Origin of the sequence: Symmachiella macrocystis (genome assembly GCF_007860075.1) — a bacterium.
Classification (GTDB): domain Bacteria; phylum Planctomycetota; class Planctomycetia; order Planctomycetales; family Planctomycetaceae; genus Symmachiella; species Symmachiella macrocystis.
The window spans coordinates 858841-875917 of sequence record NZ_SJPP01000003.1 but is presented as its reverse complement, the minus strand read 5'-3'; the positions used below and the strand labels follow the sequence as shown (position 1 = coordinate 875917).

Genomic DNA, 17077 nt, shown 5'->3' with positions numbered 1-17077 from the left:
GCAAGTTGGCATACACCAGTACACTGCCTTGCAGACGCTTTGGAGAAACGCATGGGGATGTTCATCAGCTCCTCGATCCACTTCCGTACCCTGTCGTTTATTATGTTGGGGTTAATCAGTTGTCTCGGCATCACACAGACGGTTTTCGCGCAAAGCTCACGTGGGCGGACGGTGTCGTTGCAGTCGGTGCCGTTGACGTCAGCTGTGGGAAATGTGCAGAAGATCACTTTGTCCGGTTCACTGGATCAGGGGGGCGAAATGGTCTTCGATGGCAATCAGTATTCCGCTCCGGATCGTTTTGGGGATTTTCAAAAAAACACGGGGACTTACTTTCCACCGGTGGCTGTCAGGTTTGCATATGTCGACATGCCCGACCCGACCGGAAAGCGACGCAAGGTCTATGAAATCCTCGGCGCGTTACAGCCAGCCAAATCGCGGTATTACCTGGTATCGCCTTCGAAAAAGACTGGGGATTATCGCCTGGTCATCGATCGGCCGGGGGAGGATCGCCGTGTGATTTCGTTGGAGGCTATGGCCGAACCAGCGCTGCCGAACGTACGCGTTCCCCGCATTTTGAAAATCGAGCATGCCCTCCTGAAGTCAAATCCCCCGACGCTGGTCGTGACGGTCACCGGACAGGTCAATACCGCCGGCTGGACGGAGGCTAAGTTGACGCGGCGGGTCTATGTGCAACCACCGGCCGACGGAATCTGGGAATACGACCTATTCGCCACGCCCCCAGCCGGCAACCCACCAGCCGCCGTGGCTATGGTCAAGGCGACCAATCGCTGGCCCAATTTTGATGCAACAGCGGTCAAAGGAGTCCGCGTGTTTGGCGTCGACGACGGAGTGGTTGAGGTGCGATTCTGATAGGACACTCGGCGTTTGCAGTGTTCCGGCGTTGAATTGCCGCCTGTTAGGTTGATAGGCTGTAGGTCTAGGCGTGAGGCTGGAGGTGACAGGCCTGAGGGATGTACTGGGCCTGGTTGACTTGCTCCTCACTGCTGAAGCCTCAAGCCTGGTGATTTTGCCGATGATCCATTTTCTGTTCCCGGAACTGTTCCTGCTGGCCATTCCGGTGGGATTCGTCTATTGGCGGTGGGCCCGTGCGCCGGGGCTGACCGGGGTGTTTCGCGTCGCATTGCTTGTGCTGTTGCTCACGGCATTGGCTGGGCCGGAGTTCAATTTGGGGGGCAAGGGGCTGGATGTGGTGGTCGTGATTGACCGCTCCCGTTCGATGCCGCCTGGCGCGGATGCGAATATTCGCGAATTGATTGGGAACCTCGACGACGGAAGAGGCGTCAACGACCGTTTAGGGATCGTGACGGTGGGGAATCGTGCGGCTGTCGAACAGATCCTCACCGAGAATGCGGTCGACGCTTCGTTTTCGCAACAGGTCCTCATTGACGGCTCGGATTTGAATGCGGGGATCGATGCGGCCTTGGAGATGATCGACCCGCAAGCTCAGCAGCGGCGTCCGGCGCGAATTTTGGTTTTTTCTGATGGTGAGGCAAACGGACCTTCCCCGGCCTCCGCGGCCCGCCGCGCACGCGAGTTGGGCATTCCGGTCGATTACCGTGAATTTTCCGTGATGCGCGACGGTGATGTGGCAGTCGACAGTATCTCTCTTCCCGAAGTGGTCGCGCCGCGTGAACCGTTTCAGTTTTCCGCATGGGTCTTCGCCGACCGGGATTCCGCTGGAACGGTGGAACTGTATCGCGATGGCCAATTGATATCGTCACAACAGCGCGAATTTCCGTCGGGGATGACGCAGCTATTGTTTCGCGATCTTTTGGATGGAGGCGGGCTGTTTCGTTACGACGTCAAAATCATTACCGCAGGCGATCCGCTCCCGCAAAACAATCTGGGGACCGGCGTGGTGCGGGTTGATGCCGGGCATAAGCTTTTGGTGCTCAATGCTGACGGTATGCCGGACAATTTGGTTCGCGCTTTTCAAAGCGGTAAGATTGATGTCGATGTCATGGCGGCGGAAACGCATCCGTTGACGCTCGACTCGCTCGACCAATACCGTGCTGTCGTATTAGAAAACGTGCCCGCTTCGCAGTTTGGGCGGCTCAAAATGGAGCACTTGGCGCAGTTCGTTGAGGACTTGGGGGGCGGATTGCTTGTCACGGGGGGACAGCGGAGCTTCGGTGTGGGCGGCTACTTCAATAGCCCCTTGGATGAAACCTTGCCGGTCTCGATGGAACTCCGCGACGAGCATCGCAAAACGCGGGTTGCGATTGCGATCGCCTTGGATCGCAGCGGCAGTATGTCGGTGCCGGTCAAGGGGGGCAAAACCAAAATGGATTTGGCGAACCTGGGGACCGCCGAATGCGTGAAGCTGCTCTCAGCCGGCGATAGTGTTGCCGTGATCGCCGTTGACAGTTCGCCGCACGTGATTCAACCGCTGACTGATGTGGAAAATACCGAAGCCATCCAGGCCCGGATTCGCAAGATCGAAAGTATGGGGGGTGGGATTTTTGTCTACGACGCGCTCGTGGCCGCCGGGGACGAATTGATGAAGGCCGAACAGGTCACCAAGCACATCATTTTGTTTTCCGACGCACAAGACAGCGAGCAACCGGGCGCTTACAAAAACCTGTTGAAGAAATTCGAATCCGCCGGAATCACTGTTAGTGTGATTGGTTTGGGAAACAAGAGCGATCCCGACGCGAAACTGCTGGAGGACATCGCCAAGCGGGGCAGCGGGAACATCATGTTCACGACCGATCCCGAAGAATTGCCGCGTCTCTTCACCGAGGACACCATGTCGGTGGCGCGGAGCAGTTTTATCGAAAAGGACCCGGAGACGCAGCCGGCCGGGATTCCCGCGCGGATGTTGTCCGATGCCCGGTTGATGGGGGATCTGACCGCTGGCGCGTTCCCCACGGTTGAGGGATACAACTTGTGCTATCTGCGACCCGAGGCGACAGCGGCGGTGGTTTCACAAGATGAATATGTGGCTCCCTGGTCGGCGTTTTGGTATCGCGGCATCGGACGATCGGCGGCGATTACGATCGAAGTCGATGGCGAATTCTCCGGGCAGTTCGGTACATGGGGTGAATACAACGATTTCTTGATTACCCACGCGCGGTGGCTGTTGGGTGGGGCGGATCCGGACGATGTCTATTTGACCGTTGATCGTCAGGGTCAAGAAGCGGTGGTGACGCTCGAACTCGATCCGGAACGCGTGGATACCCGCACGTTCGAATCGCCCACACTCAACGCTGTGCTGCCTGGCAATGACCGTGAAGAGCCGCTAGAGATCCCCTTTGTTTGGCGGGGGGCACACACGCTCGAAGCGCGGTTCATGCTCACGCGCACGGGGACATATCATACGATCGTAAAGTTGGGACCAAAGAATTTTGTGCGAGGCCCGGTCGTGACTTTGCCTTATTCGCCCGAACATGCACCGCGCTCCTTGTCGGAAAGCGGCGAGCGGATTTTGAGCAACGTGGCGGAGATGACCGGCGGGACTGAGCGGATTGATGCGCTAGAGATCTTCAACAACCCCCCCCGCACGGCTGGCATGCATCCGCTGGCGATTTGGTTATTGGCGATCGGAATTATCCTGTTGCTTGTGGAGATTGCCGGTCGGCGGTTATCGTTGTGGTCCAAGCTGGCCTGGGCGGAGGAAGCCACCGCCGGGGGAGCAGGGGGCTGGCGGTCCTGGTTGCCGAAGTTGCCGGCACGGGCGGCGAAGCCCAAGCGAAAATCTGCGGCTCCACAAAGACAACAAACAGCGCCGCAAACGACTGCGCCCTCCCCGGCGGCTCAAAAACCGGTCTCGAGTCCGGCCTCGGATGATATTTTCCGCCAAGCCAAAAACCGAGCCAAACGCCGCCACAATGATTGAGGCAAAATCACGCCAAAATTCTGACAAGTTTTACTATTTATTAACAATCGCAAGCTAAACTTACTTGCCACTCCTGACTTAGGAACGGTTACGCCCATGATACCTCGGTTTCGCTACATCGCTTCAGTAACGGTTCTTGCCGTGGTCTCCACGATCCTAGCACCTCCGTCCTACTCAGCAGACCGTGTGCAGTCACGGCCGCTGATCGTTGCGCATCGCGGCGCTTCACACGATGCGCCGGAAAACACGCTGGCTGCATTTCGGTTGGCATGGGAACAAGGAGCTGACTTCATCGAGGGGGATTTTTACCTCACCTCCGACGGTCACATCGTCTGCATTCACGACGGCACGACCAAAAAGACCGCGGGTGTTGAACTCGATGTCGCGAAGTCCACGCTGGCAGAATTGCGCCAACTGGATGTCGGCCGCTGGAAGGACGAGCGTTTTGCCGGTGAGCAGATTCCCACGATCGAAGAAGTCCTGTCCATCGTGCCGGAGGGCAAGGCGATTTTGATCGAGGTCAAATGTGGTCCGGAGATCGTCCCGCAGCTCAAAGCCGCGCTGGACGCTTCGCCACTCAAGCCCGAACAAACCATCGTGATCGCGTTCGACGACAGAGTGGTGGCCGCCACAAAACAGCAGATACCCGGCATCAAGGCGTATTGGCTGGCCGGTTTTAAGGAAAAGAAGCCGGGTCGAGGGTTCAAGCCGTCTCCCGCGAAGGTCCTGGCAACGCTCAAGCGGATTGGCGCTGACGGATTGGACACGCATGCCAATGAAGAGGTCATTGATGCCGAGTTTGTGAAAATGCTCCGCGACGCCGACATGGAGTTTCACACCTGGACTGTGAACGATCCGGCCGTCGCTGCGCGATTTCGCGAGCTGGGGGTCGATTCGATCACCACGGATCGCCCGGCGTTCTTGCGCGAGGAGTTGAAGAAGCTCCCACAGCCGGTTCCTTCGGGAAATGCGCCTTAATCGCCACAACCGGCCGCAGAAATCCGCATACGAACTACTTAGGGGTTGCTCGATTCCACAAATCAAGCAATTGGGCCACCGCTCCGCTTGCGTCGGGTCCGTGGGTTGGCCACAATGTAAAACCGCGTTGATTGGCGAAACTTTGACTGTTATCTGAGCTATGAAGTGAGGAGTCTGCTGTGGTGCGATCTGTCCTATGGGTCTCGGCGTTTTTGATCGTTTTTCCGGCGACTTCGATGGCGGCTGATAAATTCCCGACGATGACGGACCTCAGCCAAGTGGATGCGGACTTCGCCTTTCAAGGGGAGTACACCGGAACCATCACCACGGGGCCTTCGCAATGGGAGTCGGTGGGGCTGCAGGTCGTTGCTCTGAGCGACGGACAGTTCTCCGCTACGTTGTTTTCCGGCGGGTTGCCTGGCGCTGGCTGGGACCGTCGCGAACATCCCAAATACACCGGCGGTCTGGAAGGCAATCAGGTCGTCTTCTCGTCTTATCCCACGCGGATCGCCGTCAACGGCAGTCAGGCGGTGATCAGCGACGACCGCTATCCCTCCTTCGAGCAAGGGCAACTGACCAAGACATACCGCAGCAGCCCCACGATGGGTGCGCCCGCTCCGTATAACGCCACGGTCCTGTTTGACGGCACAAATACTGACCGTTTCGAGGGGGGCCGGATGACGGATGACGGCTTGCTGATCGAAGGGACGCAACTGAAGGACCGCTATAAGAATTTCAAACTGCATGCGGAGTTTCGCTTACCCTATATGCCAGCCGCGCGGGATCAAGCACGGGCCAATAGCGGTCTTTACCTCCAAAGTCGTTACGAAGTTCAGATTCTCGACTCGTTTGGACTCGATCCGGTCTACAACAATTGCGGCGCGCTGTATAAACAGCGTCCGGCTGATTTGAGCATGTGCCTGCCTCCGCTGACTTGGCAGACGTATGACATTGATTTCGCCGCTCCCAAGTTTGACGCCCACGGTAAAAAGATTCAAAACGCGCGGATCACCGTCCGACTCAACGGCGTGCCGGTGCATAACGATGTCGAGATCCTCGCCAAGACCGGAGCCGGGAAACCGGAAGGACCGGAACCGTTGCCGATCAAAATTCAGGATCACAGCAACCCGGTTCGCTTTCGCAATATCTGGGTCGTCGATTACGGCAATAATTCTCCGCCGCGGACCCAACCCAGCGAGAAATGGTATTTGGACGCGTGTGATTGTTGGGTTACGATTTGTGAATAATCGTTGCGTTCCGATTGATGGGACCATCTCAAAACAAATTGTGGGTGCCGCTGAATAATCGCCGATACCGGGCGAGAGTCTCCTGCTATTCTCAGAGTGTGATTTCATTAAGGGAGGGCGAGGCTCCCGCCGAGCCGCGATGGATCAAGACGCTTCCGTTCCCTACGCGTCGCTGTAAGTATAAGGGAAAACGGCTCAGCAGGAGCTTCGCCCTCCCATGCCGCTGATTGATAATTCAAAAAATACGTGTTTTGCAAACACGCTCTAGAGGATCGAACCCTTTGGCGACCGTGAACGATGTTGACACTGATACGATGAGCGACAAAGTTGTAGTCCAACATGGCAATCTGTGTCCGGTGATCCTGGTGGGCCACGGGAGTTCCGGGACGTCGATCTTTTCGAGGCTACTGCGGAATCACCTCCGTGTTAGCTTCGGGACGGAAAGTCAGTTCGTCGTCGACTATTACCGTAGGTTGAACCGTTACGGCGACTTAAGCGACGACGCGAATCTTCGCAAGCTGATCACGGACATCAGCGGCGAACGCTGGTTTCAACGTTGCCACAAGAAATTCGGTTTTACGTTCGATCCACAGGCGGCGTTTTCCGCCGTCAAGGAGCGGACGTATCGCGGGGTGTTGGATGCGATCTTTTTGCAGCTCGCTCAGTACAACCACATGGCTCTTCGCTGGGGGGATAAGACTCCCGGATATGCGACCGACTTGCCGGTCATTGGTGAGATCTGTCCCGATGCCAAGTACATTCATCTCGCCCGCGATGGTCGTGATGTGGCGCTGTCGGTGATGGGACGTTTTTGGGGCGCGCAGAATATCTATACGGCGGCTCAAGAATGGATCGAAGCGGTCGATGCGATCGACGAATTTCTGCAAACGTTGCCGTCTGAACAAAAACTGGAGATCACCTACGAACAGTTGCTCTCCAATCCGGTTCCGACTTTCGATGCGGTCATCGAGTTCTTAGAGATCGAACCGCGCGAGGCTTTGCTCAAAGAGTTGGAGCCGCTGCTGAACGAACAACTCGATGCGGGCAATTTCGACAAATGGCGCAAAAAGATGACCCCCGCCCAGCGCCGCCAGTTCGAGCAATTCGCGCAGCCGCAACTGCAGCGGTACGGGTATGAAACCGAATTCGAACCGACCGACTATCACCCGTCGGCACTGGCCAAAATGTACTGGCGCTGCGAAAATAAAGCTCTGCAGTACCGGTATCCCGACTACTGGAAAGACAACGTGTACAAGGCGCGCAAGCTGATCAGTGATCGTTTGCGTGCGCTACGCGGGTGAGTCGAACCGCCGCTCGTAGGATGCATCGCGACGCACCTTTCTCGGGTAGGACGAGAGATGATACGCTTCAAAAAGGACTCGCGCAAAGGCGCAGAGCCGCAAAGAAGAAAAAGAGAATACGTATAAAAACGCGTTTTCTTAATCAGCCCGTCGCCACAGAATTCAACCTAGCTGCGTGAGTCGTCGACGTTCCACGATAGCTTCCTTTCACGTGCAACTCTTTGCGTGTGCTCATTCGCACCGACGTGATTGTCGACGTGATACTTCTGTTGGTCTGTGTTTAATCTGCATGAATCTGCGGGTATGATTCACTTCTGATGTACGACATTTGGCAATTCGCGGCTCGGCGGAAACCTCGCACTCCCGCTACACGGATGTGTACACGAACAGTTGCTTAGTCAGTCACGCGCCCGACAACACGACCGGTGATTTCATGCGACCTTGCCAACATTGCGGAAAGGCGATCCAGCTGAGTGACACGATCTGCCCGCTGTGCGACGGCGAACAGGTCGCGAGCGTAGGCCTGGGAGTGGCGAAGGCCCCCGCATCAGGCGTCAGGAACGACCACACCCTGGATCAACGCCAAAAAGAAATCCAATGGTACCCAGAAAGCTGGTCGATGCGCAGGTTGGTCATCGTCACGCATAGCATCAATGCGGGGTTGATCCTCTTTGGATATCTGATTGGCGGTGCGCAAGGCGTCGGGTGGGCGATGTCGTTGGTGGCGCTTTATATCACGGTGGGAGCGGTCTCGCCCATAGGAGAATTAAGGATCATTATTCTCTTCTTTCTCTTCTACTACTTCGTCGCTGCTGTCTTTTTAACCTTTTCAACCACTTCGGTCTATTTTACCGTTTCGATCTATTTGTTGATCTATTTGATCGTTTTATGTTCAGTGTTCCGCAAGCCTAAACCAACATCCGTGATCGATCTCGGGTTTTCCTTCTTTCTTGCAGCGATAATGCTGGCTATCGCCAATGGCGTTGGTGCGTTTTATTGCTTGTTAAAGCTCACTCCATAGGACCAGCTCGGCAGCTTTTTTCATTGACCGTGACCTCATTACGATAGTAATCGTATTGGTGCTGGGTACCGTTTTTGACTTATGCAGACATTTTTTTTCGCTGATACAAGTTGTACTGACTGTCAATCCGCCCGTAGCATCCTATTTTTGACGTGCCGTTAGTCACTCGCCCAAATACACGACCGGTGATTTCATGCGTCCTTGCCAACATTGCGGAAAAGCAATCCAGCTGAGTGACACGATCTGCCCGTCGTGCGACGGCGAACAGGTCGCGAGCGTAGGCTTGGGAGTGGCTAAGGCCCCCGCATCAGGCGTCAGGAATGACCACACCCTGGATCAACGCCAAAAAGAAATCCAATGGTACCCAGAAAGCTGGTCGATACGCAGGTTGGTCATCGTCACGCTTAGCATCAATGCGGGGTTGGTCCTCTTTGGATATCTGGTTGGCGGTACGCAAGGTGCCGGGTGGGCGATGTCGATCGTGGCGCTACTATTAGTGGTACCCCAGTTGCTCCGCTATTTTGATGGTACGTTCTTTCTGATTGCTCTTATCCCTTATCTATTTTTATTGATCGTTTTGTCTCCAGTGTTCCCCAAGCTAAAACCCGAGTTGGATCTCGAGTTTTCCTTGGATCTTGCAGCGTTACTGCTGGTGGTCGCCAATGGTGTCGGTGCGTTTTATTGCTTGTTAAAACTCACTCCATAGGACCAGCTCGGCAGCTTTTTTCATTGACCGTGACCTCATTACGATAGTAATCGTATTGGTGCTGGGTACCGTTTTTGACTTATGCAGACGTTTTTTGTCGCTGATACAAGTTGTACTGAATGTCAATCCGCCCGTAGCATCCTATTTTTGACGCGCCGTTAGTCACTCGCCCGACAACACGACCGGTGATTTCATGCGACCTTGCCAACATTGCGGAAAGGCAATCCTGTTGAGTGACACGGTCTGCCCTCAATGTGACGGCGAGCAGGTCGCAACCGTAGGCGAGGGAGCGACTCAAGTCGCTGCTCCACAAGTTGCCGACGATCGCACCGTGGCTCAACGTCAAGGCCAAGTCCAACGGGAGGCGGAAAACTGGTTGGTGCGCATGGTGATCATCGTCACACTCAGCATCAATGCGGGGTTGGTCCTGTTTGGATACTTGGTCGGCGGTGTTGAAGGTGCCGCGTTTGCATTGTTTCTTGTTGCATCTGGTATTGTCTTAGCGTGGGCTGCACTCTGCGCACTATGCAACGCAGAGGCCCTACCCATAGGTAACAATCTCTTGTTCAATCTCCCCATTCTACTGGTGATTTTTAACGTTGCGGGTGCGTTTCTGCTTGGGAAATTGCACTGAGCAGAAACAAGGAGCAGCATTTGTCTTCAGGGCCAAGATTGTTACGATGGCGAGCGTAATCGTGCGGCGGCCCTCACCCCGGCCCTCTCCTTCACGGGAGAGAGAGAAAATTTGTGGTTGTCCGTCATGCATCCTAGCTTCTGATTAAAACCCTGCGGACGATATGACTGTGACTGATCAAATTTCCTTGCCCCGCGGATTTCGCGTTGCCGGAGTTGCTTGCGGGATCAAGAGCGACCCTGGCAAATTGGACTTGGCGCTGTTTGCCTCCGAGACCCCGTGTGCGGCGGCGGGGGTGTTTACGCAGAATCTTGTGCATGGTGCGCCGGTGAAGGTCTCCCGCGAACGGGTACCTGCGGCGACGGCGCGTGCCGTGGTGATCAACTCGGGCAATGCCAATGCTTGCACTGGCGACCGTGGGTTGGCCGATTCGCAGCGGATGACGGAGTTGGTGGCTGCTGAACTCGGTTGTGAACCGCAAGGCGTGCTGGTTTGCTCGACGGGGGTGATCGGGCATTTTCTGCCGTTTGAAAAAATCGCCGCCGGTATTCCGCAAGTGGCGGCGCAACTTAAACCCGATGCGGCATCGCTCGTGCAAGCCGCGCAGGCGATCATGACGACCGATACGTTTCACAAACTCGCCACCCGGAAAATCATGGTGGGAGAGACCGAAGTCACCGTCACCGGTGTCGCCAAGGGAGCGGCGATGATTGGGCCGAACATGGCGACGATGTTGTCGGTGATCATGACCGATGCGGTACTGTCGCCTGAAACTGCGGATGCGATGTTACGGCACGCGGTCGATCGCAGTTTCAACTGCATCAGCGTCGAGGGGCATACCAGTACCAGTGACACGGTGGTCTTGTTAGCCAACGCCGCTGCCGGTGGTGCGATGGATGAAACAGCCGGGGACGCATTGCAACAAGCGTTCGACGAGGTCGCGGCCGAATTGGCGCAGGCGATCATTCGCGATGCGGAAGGCGCCGACCACATCATTACGATCGACGTTGCCGGTTTAGCAACGCGCGAAGATGCGTTTCGCATTGCCAAGACGGTTGCTGATAGCGCGTTGGTGAAGACGGCGGTGACCGGCGCTGATCCCAACTGGGGCCGCATCGTTTCCGCCGTCGGTTACGCCGGTGTCACCTTGCGCGAGGAAGAGATCACGCTGCGGCTCAATGACACGCTGCTCTACGAACAAGGTTCGCCCGTCTCATACGACGAAGCGGCCGTGTCGCAGTCGATGCGTGACAATCGAGAGATCCACATCGATTTAATCTGTGGCAGCGGCGAGTCCGCCGTGCGGTACTGGACGAGTGATCTCACGGCGGAGTATGTGCGGCTCAATTCGGAGTACACGACGTAGGGGGGGCGAGGCTTGAGGTCGAAATAGCTGCCTTGCGCTGCCTGTGGCTGACATTGCTTAGCGGACGTGATACAATCTAGGGACGTCCTCGCTGGCAGTGGGGACTGCCTTCTCACTGCCGCACAATGTCCCTCCCCCCCCTCCAGTTGCGGTTGCGCGAGCTTTATGCAATTTCTCGAAGCACTTTTACGAAATCCGGTCAAAGTTGCCGTGGGTGTGCTGTTAGTTTCGCTGTTTGGCATCATTGCGATGGTCACGATGCCCAAGCAGTTGACGCCGGAAGTTGAAACCCCCGTGCTGCGGATCGAAACCCGATGGCCCGGCGCTTCTCCGCAAGAGATCGAACGCGAGATTGTGCAGGAACAGGAGGAGCAGCTCAAGTCGGTCGAGGGGCTGATCAAGATGTCCTCCGAGTGCATGGATTCCGAGGGGCGGATTACGCTGGAATTCATTATCGGGATGGACATCGATGAAGCGATGCTCAAGGTCAACACGCGTTTGCAACAGGTGCGCGAGTATCCCATCGATGCGTTGGAGCCGATGATCAGCACGCGGAACGTTTCAGACCGCGCGATCGCCCGATTTGTGCTCACGGCACGGCCACCGACTAAGGAACAGATCGCCACATTCGCGGAGGCCCATCCTGATTTGAAAGAGGCCCTGCAACCGGTGGTCCGCGCTGCGAACCCGGGATTGGCCGTCTTTCGATTGAATAATTTGTATGAGCAGATCGGTGAAGAACATCCCGAACTCAAAGAGGTGCTGCCGGCCGAGATTGATTTGCAGAAGTTGCGCCGCTTTGCCGAAAATGTGATCGAGTCCCGGATGGAGCGCGTTCCCGGTGTCGCTGACGTCTATGTATATGGCGGAATGGAAGAGGAATTACAAGTAATCGTTGATCCCGCACGGTTAGCGGCGCGGCAGCTAACGATTGGTGACGTGCGCCGGGTATTGCAAACGCAAAACCAAGATTCGTCGGGCGGCGATCTGTGGGAGGGCAAGCGCCGCTGGGTGGTGCGCACGCTCGGGCAGTTTCGCAGCCCTGAGCAGGTGGGCAATCAATTGCTGGCCGTACGCGGCGGCACGCCGGTTTATATTCGCGACGTGGCCGACGTGGCTGTCGGCTACAAGAAACCGACCAGTATTTCGCGGCGATACGGCATTTCTAGTAACGGCTTAGGGGTCCAGCGCCAAACCGGGGCCAATGTTTTGGAGGTCATGAAAGGACTTCGTGAAGCGACTGAAGAATTGAATGCGGGCGTGCTCAGTCACCGCAAGTTGGAGTTGTATCAATATTACGACGAAACGACCTATATCAACGCAGCCATCAGTCGCGTTCAGCAAAACATTTTCATCGGTGGTGCGCTGACGATGATCGTGTTGATGCTGTTCTTGCATCGCGGCTTACGGACCATGTTGTTAATGCCGGTGATCGTGGCAACCGCTATGGCCGCCGCCTTCATTTCCCCCTGGTATTCGCTACTGTGCTTGGCCCTGATCGTTGGCGCGGGATTTTGGTATGCCCGCGGCGCGCTGATTGTGGGCTTGGCGATTCCCATCAGTATCGTGGGCACGTTTTTACTACTGGGGATTGCAGGCCGGTCGCTCAATGTCATCAGTCTGGCCGGGATGTCCTTTGCCGTGGGGATGTTGGTCGATAATGCTGTCGTGGTATTGGAAAACATTCACCGCCGCTTCCAACTCGGTGAATCGGCCATGACCGCCGCCGCTCGCGGGACGCAAGAGGTTTGGGGTGCCGTCGTCGCTTCGACATTGACCACGATCGCTGTCTTCCTGCCGGTCGTGTTTGTCGAAGAAATGTCCGGACAACTGTTCCGCGACATCGCTTTGGCAATCAGTTTCGCTGTGGGGTTATCATTAATCGTTTCCGTCACCGTGATTCCTACAGCGGCCTCACGATTATTCCGCGTGGGCGGAGAGAAGAGGCACAAACAGGATTCCACGAACAACAACCAAAACGGTAACCGTCGCAAAGCCCAGCGAGCAAAGGCGCGCGCCGCAGCGAGTTCGGTTCGCAAGGTTTCTGGAATCCTCGGCAAATTCGGCGTGCTGTTTATCGAGATGGTCGTGGGCATCAACCGTTGGATTCAGCATAGCAAGATTCGCTCCGTGGCTGTGGTGTTGCTGTTGTTGGGCGTATCCATCGCGTTGAGTTACCAATTTTGGCCCAAAGTCGAATATTTGCCTGGCGGAAATCGCAATTTCGTCTTCATGTTTATCTCCCCCCCGCCCGGGTACAACATGGATCAGCTGTTGGAAATGGGGACGCAGATCGAAGATGAGTTGCGACCTTACTGGGATCTTGACGAAGATGGGATGAACGACAAGAACAGCGAATATCCCGGCATCAATTACTATTTCTATGTCGTGCGGGGTCGGCGGGTGTTTATGGGGGCTCGTTCAGCGGATCCCAAGCGAGTTCACGAGTTGATTCCGCTGCTCAAAGAGGTCGGATCGAAATTCCCCGGCACCATCGGCGTCGCCAAGCAGTCTAGCTTGTTCGAGCGGGGCATCACCGGTGGACGAACGATCGATGTCGAAATCACCGGCCCCGATCTGAAAGAACTCGTGGCGATGGGGCAAAAAGTGCTGGGGCAAGTCAAACAGATCATGCCCGAGGCTCAAGCCTTGCCGCGGCCGAGTCTTGACTTATCCAGCCCGGAAATCCACCTCGAGCCGAGACTCGTGGAAGCGGCCGAAATGGGTGTCACGGCACAGGAGCTAGGCTATACGGTCAATTCCCTCGTCGACGGAGCCTATGCCGGGGACTATTTCGTCGGTGGTGAAAAAATTGACGTAACGATCATGGGGAGCAACTCGACCGAGGCGCACACTCACGATTTGGCGTCGCTACCCATCGCCACACCAACCGGGCATTTGGTCCCGTTGGGGGCGCTGGCTGATATCACCTTGCAAAGCGGCCCCGAACAGATCAATCGCCGCGAACGCCTACGTGCGATCACCATCCAGGTATCTCCGCCGCCGGAAATTCCTTTGGAGGAAGCCCGGGAACGGATCGAACAAGAAATCGTCAATCCGATCCTGAGCGACATTGCCGTCGATGGCGAATACATGATTAACATCTCCGGAACGGCCGACAAATTGGAAGAAACCTGGGAGGCGCTTAAGTGGAACCTCGCGCTGGCGCTGGCGATTACTTACCTGCTGATGGCGGCGCTCTTCGAATCCTGGTTGTATCCCTTCGTCATCATCCTGACCGTGCCGCTGGGAGCGGTCGGTGGATTATTGGGACTGCGCTTTCTCAACGTGTTCATCTTGCAACCGCTGGACGTACTGACGATGCTGGGCTTCATCATTCTGATCGGTACGGTTGTCAACAACGCAATTTTAATCGTGCATCAATCACTGCATCATATGCGCGTCGAAGGCATGTCGCCCAAAGAAGCCATTCCTGAAAGCGTGCGCAACCGGATCCGGCCAATTTTCATTACGACGATGACGACCGTGTTGGGCTTGTTGCCGCTGGTGCTGTTTCCCGGCGAAGGAAGCGAACTGTATCGAGGACTGGGAAGCGTCGTACTCGGCGGGTTGTTGGTCTCGACAATCTTCACCCTAATCCTGGTGCCGACGGTGTTCACGTTGACCTTGGGTATGAAGCAATACATCGTCGATTTTCCCAACCGGCGTAAACGCGTCTTGGCAGCACCCGGCGTTGCGATCGACTCTGATTCGAATCGAGACCTTGAAAAAATCGCCGAGCAGCCCGAACCGGAACCAGCCGTTGAAGCTGACGTATAATTCCGCCAGAATCACTGCATGCAAACTACTTACGGATGAGGAAAACGTGCCCATGCAAGTCAAAAGAATCGGTCTGTTGTTGGCAGTCCTTGTGGGAATCGTTGCTCCCTACTCGGTGGCAAGTGGCCAAGAATCCCAAACGACCGCCAATAACGGCAACGTCGTGCTCGAGGATATTCCGCCGGTCCCGCCTGAAATCGTGACGGATTTGAACCGATATCAAAACATCCGTTCCGCCTATTTGCGCGCCTGGTCCCGTGACGGCAAAAGCCTATTCATCACGACCCGTTTCGGCGAAGTCTCGCAAATCCATCGGGTCGACCAACCGGCCGGCGCCCGGACGCAGATTACTTTTTTCCAAGAACCAATTGGTGGCGTGAGCCGTCAGCCGGGCGGTGAATTGCTCAATTTTACGATGGACGCCGGCGGCAACGAAGCGGCACAAATCTTCCTGCTGAGTCCCGATTCGGGCGATTACCGCATGATCAGCGACGGCAAGTCGCGGCATCGGTATGTCCTCTGGACGCCCGATGGAACGGCCGTCGCCTATCAAAGCACACGCCGCAACGGCCGCACCAACGATGTGTGGCTGACCACTCTGGCCGACGAAAAAAGCGAGATGCTGTGGGAAGCTCCTGATAACACTGCCTGGATCCCCGCTGACTTCACCCAAGATGGCCGGCAGTTGTTGATTCAACAGTATGTCAGCGTGACCGACTCGCGCGTGCATCTGTTAGATCGTGAAACAGGCAAGCAACGATTGCTGGTTGGATCGGCCGAACACCCGTCGCGGAATCTCGTCGAGTTTGCCAACAGTTTTGACGCCGACGGGCAGGGGATCTTTTTCATCACCGATCGCGCCTCCGACTTCGCACAATTGGCTTACCTGAATCTTGAGGATCTCTCGGTCGAGATCATTACCGGCGATATCCCTTGGGACGTCGAACAATTCGCCCTCAGCCAAGACCGCACGCGTGGTGCCTTTACGATCAATGCCGGCGGGATCAGTCAGTTGTACTTGTTTAATCCGGCCGACAAAACCTATACGCCCGTTGAGTCGATCCCACAAGGCATCTTCAATTCCATTGCCTTCAGTCCCGACAATGCTCAATTAGCGTTGACCATCAGTTCGCCCACTTCACCCAGTGATGTCTACGTGCTGGCGCTCGACGAAAAACCGCTCGAACATGGTGAATTGGTGCGGTGGACGTTCAGTGAAGTGGGTGGATTGGATACAAAGCAGTTCATCGAACCAAAATTAATTACCTATCCCACCTTCGACAAAGTCGACGGTCGGCAGCGCGAAATCCCGGCGTTTTATTATCGTCCTCGCGGCGAGGGGCCTTTTCCTGTCGTGATCGTGATCCACGGCGGACCGGAATCGCAGTTTCGGCCGCGGTTTTCCGGTACATTTCAACTCTGGGCAGACAAGCTGGGGATCGCCGTCGTTGCTCCCAATGTCCGCGGCTCGGATGGATACGGCAAAGAGTATCTGCGGTTGGATAACGGCAAACTCCGCGAAGACTCGGTCAAAGATATCGGCGCGCTGCTCGATTGGATCGGCACGCGTCCCGACATGGATAAAGAGCGGGTGGCCGTGTTCGGCGGCAGTTATGGCGGATACATGGTGCTCGCCAGCGTGGTGCATTACAGCGAGCGACTGAAAGCGGCTATCGACATCGTGGGCATTAGCAACTTCGTGACGTTTTTGAAAAACACCAAGGACTATCGTCGCGACCTGCGCCGCGTGGAATATGGCGACGAACGCGATCCCGACATGCGGGCCTTTCTGGAGAGTATCTCGCCGACAAACCACGTCGACAAAATGACAACGCCGTTACTCGTCATCCAAGGCCAAAACGATCCCCGTGTGCCGGTCACCGAAGCCGAACAAATCGTCAAACGCCTCAGAGAGCAGGGGACCAAAGTCTGGTACATGAACGCCCTCAACGAAGGGCACGGTTACCGCAAAAAAGAGAACGTCGACCTGTACCAACAGGTCGTCGTGATGTTCCTCAAAAAACACCTACTCGGCAAATAACACAACAGTAGGGTGCGTTGCGACGCACCTTTCGATGTAGTACGAACGATCATCCCAAAGAACCAATACGTCACCCACGTATTGAGGAAAAGATTTGAGCCACAGAGCTCACCGAGATCACAGAGAAAAGAAATTGGAGTGCTG

General features: G+C 55.9%; 11 protein-coding genes. All 11 read left to right on the top strand.

The annotated features are described in order from the left end of the window. Nucleotides 1-51 precede the first annotated feature (51 nt). The 11 genes from CA54_RS26850 (at nt 52) to CA54_RS26800 (ending at nt 16933) form a co-directional block, all read left to right on the top strand. Nucleotides 52-870 carry a hypothetical protein gene (locus CA54_RS26850; protein ID WP_146374060.1) on the top strand — a complete coding sequence of 273 codons (819 nt, stop codon included), beginning with the start codon at nt 52-54 and terminating at the stop codon, nt 868-870. Nucleotides 871-955: 85 nt separating this feature from the next. Beyond that, nucleotides 956-3859 (top strand): VWA domain-containing protein, encoded by a 2904-nt coding sequence (locus tag CA54_RS26845; protein ID WP_146374059.1) that lies wholly within the window; start codon nt 956-958, stop codon nt 3857-3859. Between the two features lie 96 nt (nt 3860-3955). After that, on the top strand, nt 3956-4837 hold the full coding sequence (locus tag CA54_RS26840; RefSeq protein ID WP_146374058.1) for a glycerophosphodiester phosphodiesterase: 882 nt from the start codon (nt 3956-3958) through the stop codon (nt 4835-4837). Nucleotides 4838-5016: 179 nt separating this feature from the next. After that, nucleotides 5017-6084, top strand: coding sequence for a 3-keto-disaccharide hydrolase (locus tag CA54_RS26835; protein WP_146374057.1), 1068 nt, complete (start codon nt 5017-5019; stop codon nt 6082-6084). Nucleotides 6085-6374: 290 nt separating this feature from the next. After that, nucleotides 6375-7385, top strand: a complete 1011-nt coding sequence (locus CA54_RS26830) for a sulfotransferase family protein (protein WP_231963223.1) — start codon at nt 6375-6377, stop codon at nt 7383-7385. 529 nt (nt 7386-7914) lie between these two features. Then, nucleotides 7915-8406 carry a hypothetical protein gene (locus tag CA54_RS26825; protein WP_146374055.1) on the top strand — a complete coding sequence of 164 codons (492 nt, stop codon included), beginning with the start codon at nt 7915-7917 and terminating at the stop codon, nt 8404-8406. Between the two features lie 193 nt (nt 8407-8599). Beyond that, on the top strand, nt 8600-9112 hold the full coding sequence (locus tag CA54_RS26820; RefSeq protein ID WP_146374054.1) for a hypothetical protein: 513 nt from the start codon (nt 8600-8602) through the stop codon (nt 9110-9112). Nucleotides 9113-9341: 229 nt separating this feature from the next. After that, nucleotides 9342-9746, top strand: a complete 405-nt coding sequence (locus tag CA54_RS26815) for a hypothetical protein (RefSeq protein ID WP_146374053.1) — start codon at nt 9342-9344, stop codon at nt 9744-9746. A 169-nt stretch (nt 9747-9915) separates the two neighbouring features. Continuing rightward, a complete protein-coding gene (gene argJ / locus CA54_RS26810; protein ID WP_231963212.1) occupies nt 9916-11112 on the top strand; it encodes a bifunctional glutamate N-acetyltransferase/amino-acid acetyltransferase ArgJ in 1197 nt (398 codons plus the stop codon). Between the two features lie 165 nt (nt 11113-11277). Next, nucleotides 11278-14892 carry an efflux RND transporter permease subunit gene (locus CA54_RS26805; RefSeq protein ID WP_146374051.1) on the top strand — a complete coding sequence of 1205 codons (3615 nt, stop codon included), beginning with the start codon at nt 11278-11280 and terminating at the stop codon, nt 14890-14892. Between the two features lie 52 nt (nt 14893-14944). Then, complete coding sequence (locus CA54_RS26800; RefSeq protein WP_146374050.1) at nt 14945-16933, top strand: S9 family peptidase; 1989 nt, start codon at nt 14945-14947, stop codon at nt 16931-16933. The last annotated feature ends 144 nt before the right edge of the window (nt 16934-17077 follow it).

Bases quoted from the DNA above. Each gene is read 5' to 3' on its own strand.
- CA54_RS26850 (WP_146374060.1), top strand. From the start codon at position 52: ATGGGGATGTTCATCAGCTCCTCGATCCACTTCCGTACCCTGTCGTTT.
- CA54_RS26840 (WP_146374058.1), top strand. From the start codon at position 3,956: ATGATACCTCGGTTTCGCTACATCGCTTCAGTAACGGTTCTTGCCGTG.
- CA54_RS26820 (WP_146374054.1), top strand. From the start codon at position 8,600: ATGCGTCCTTGCCAACATTGCGGAAAAGCAATCCAGCTGAGTGACACG.
- CA54_RS26805 (WP_146374051.1), top strand. From the start codon at position 11,278: ATGCAATTTCTCGAAGCACTTTTACGAAATCCGGTCAAAGTTGCCGTG.
- CA54_RS26800 (WP_146374050.1), top strand. From the start codon at position 14,945: ATGCAAGTCAAAAGAATCGGTCTGTTGTTGGCAGTCCTTGTGGGAATC.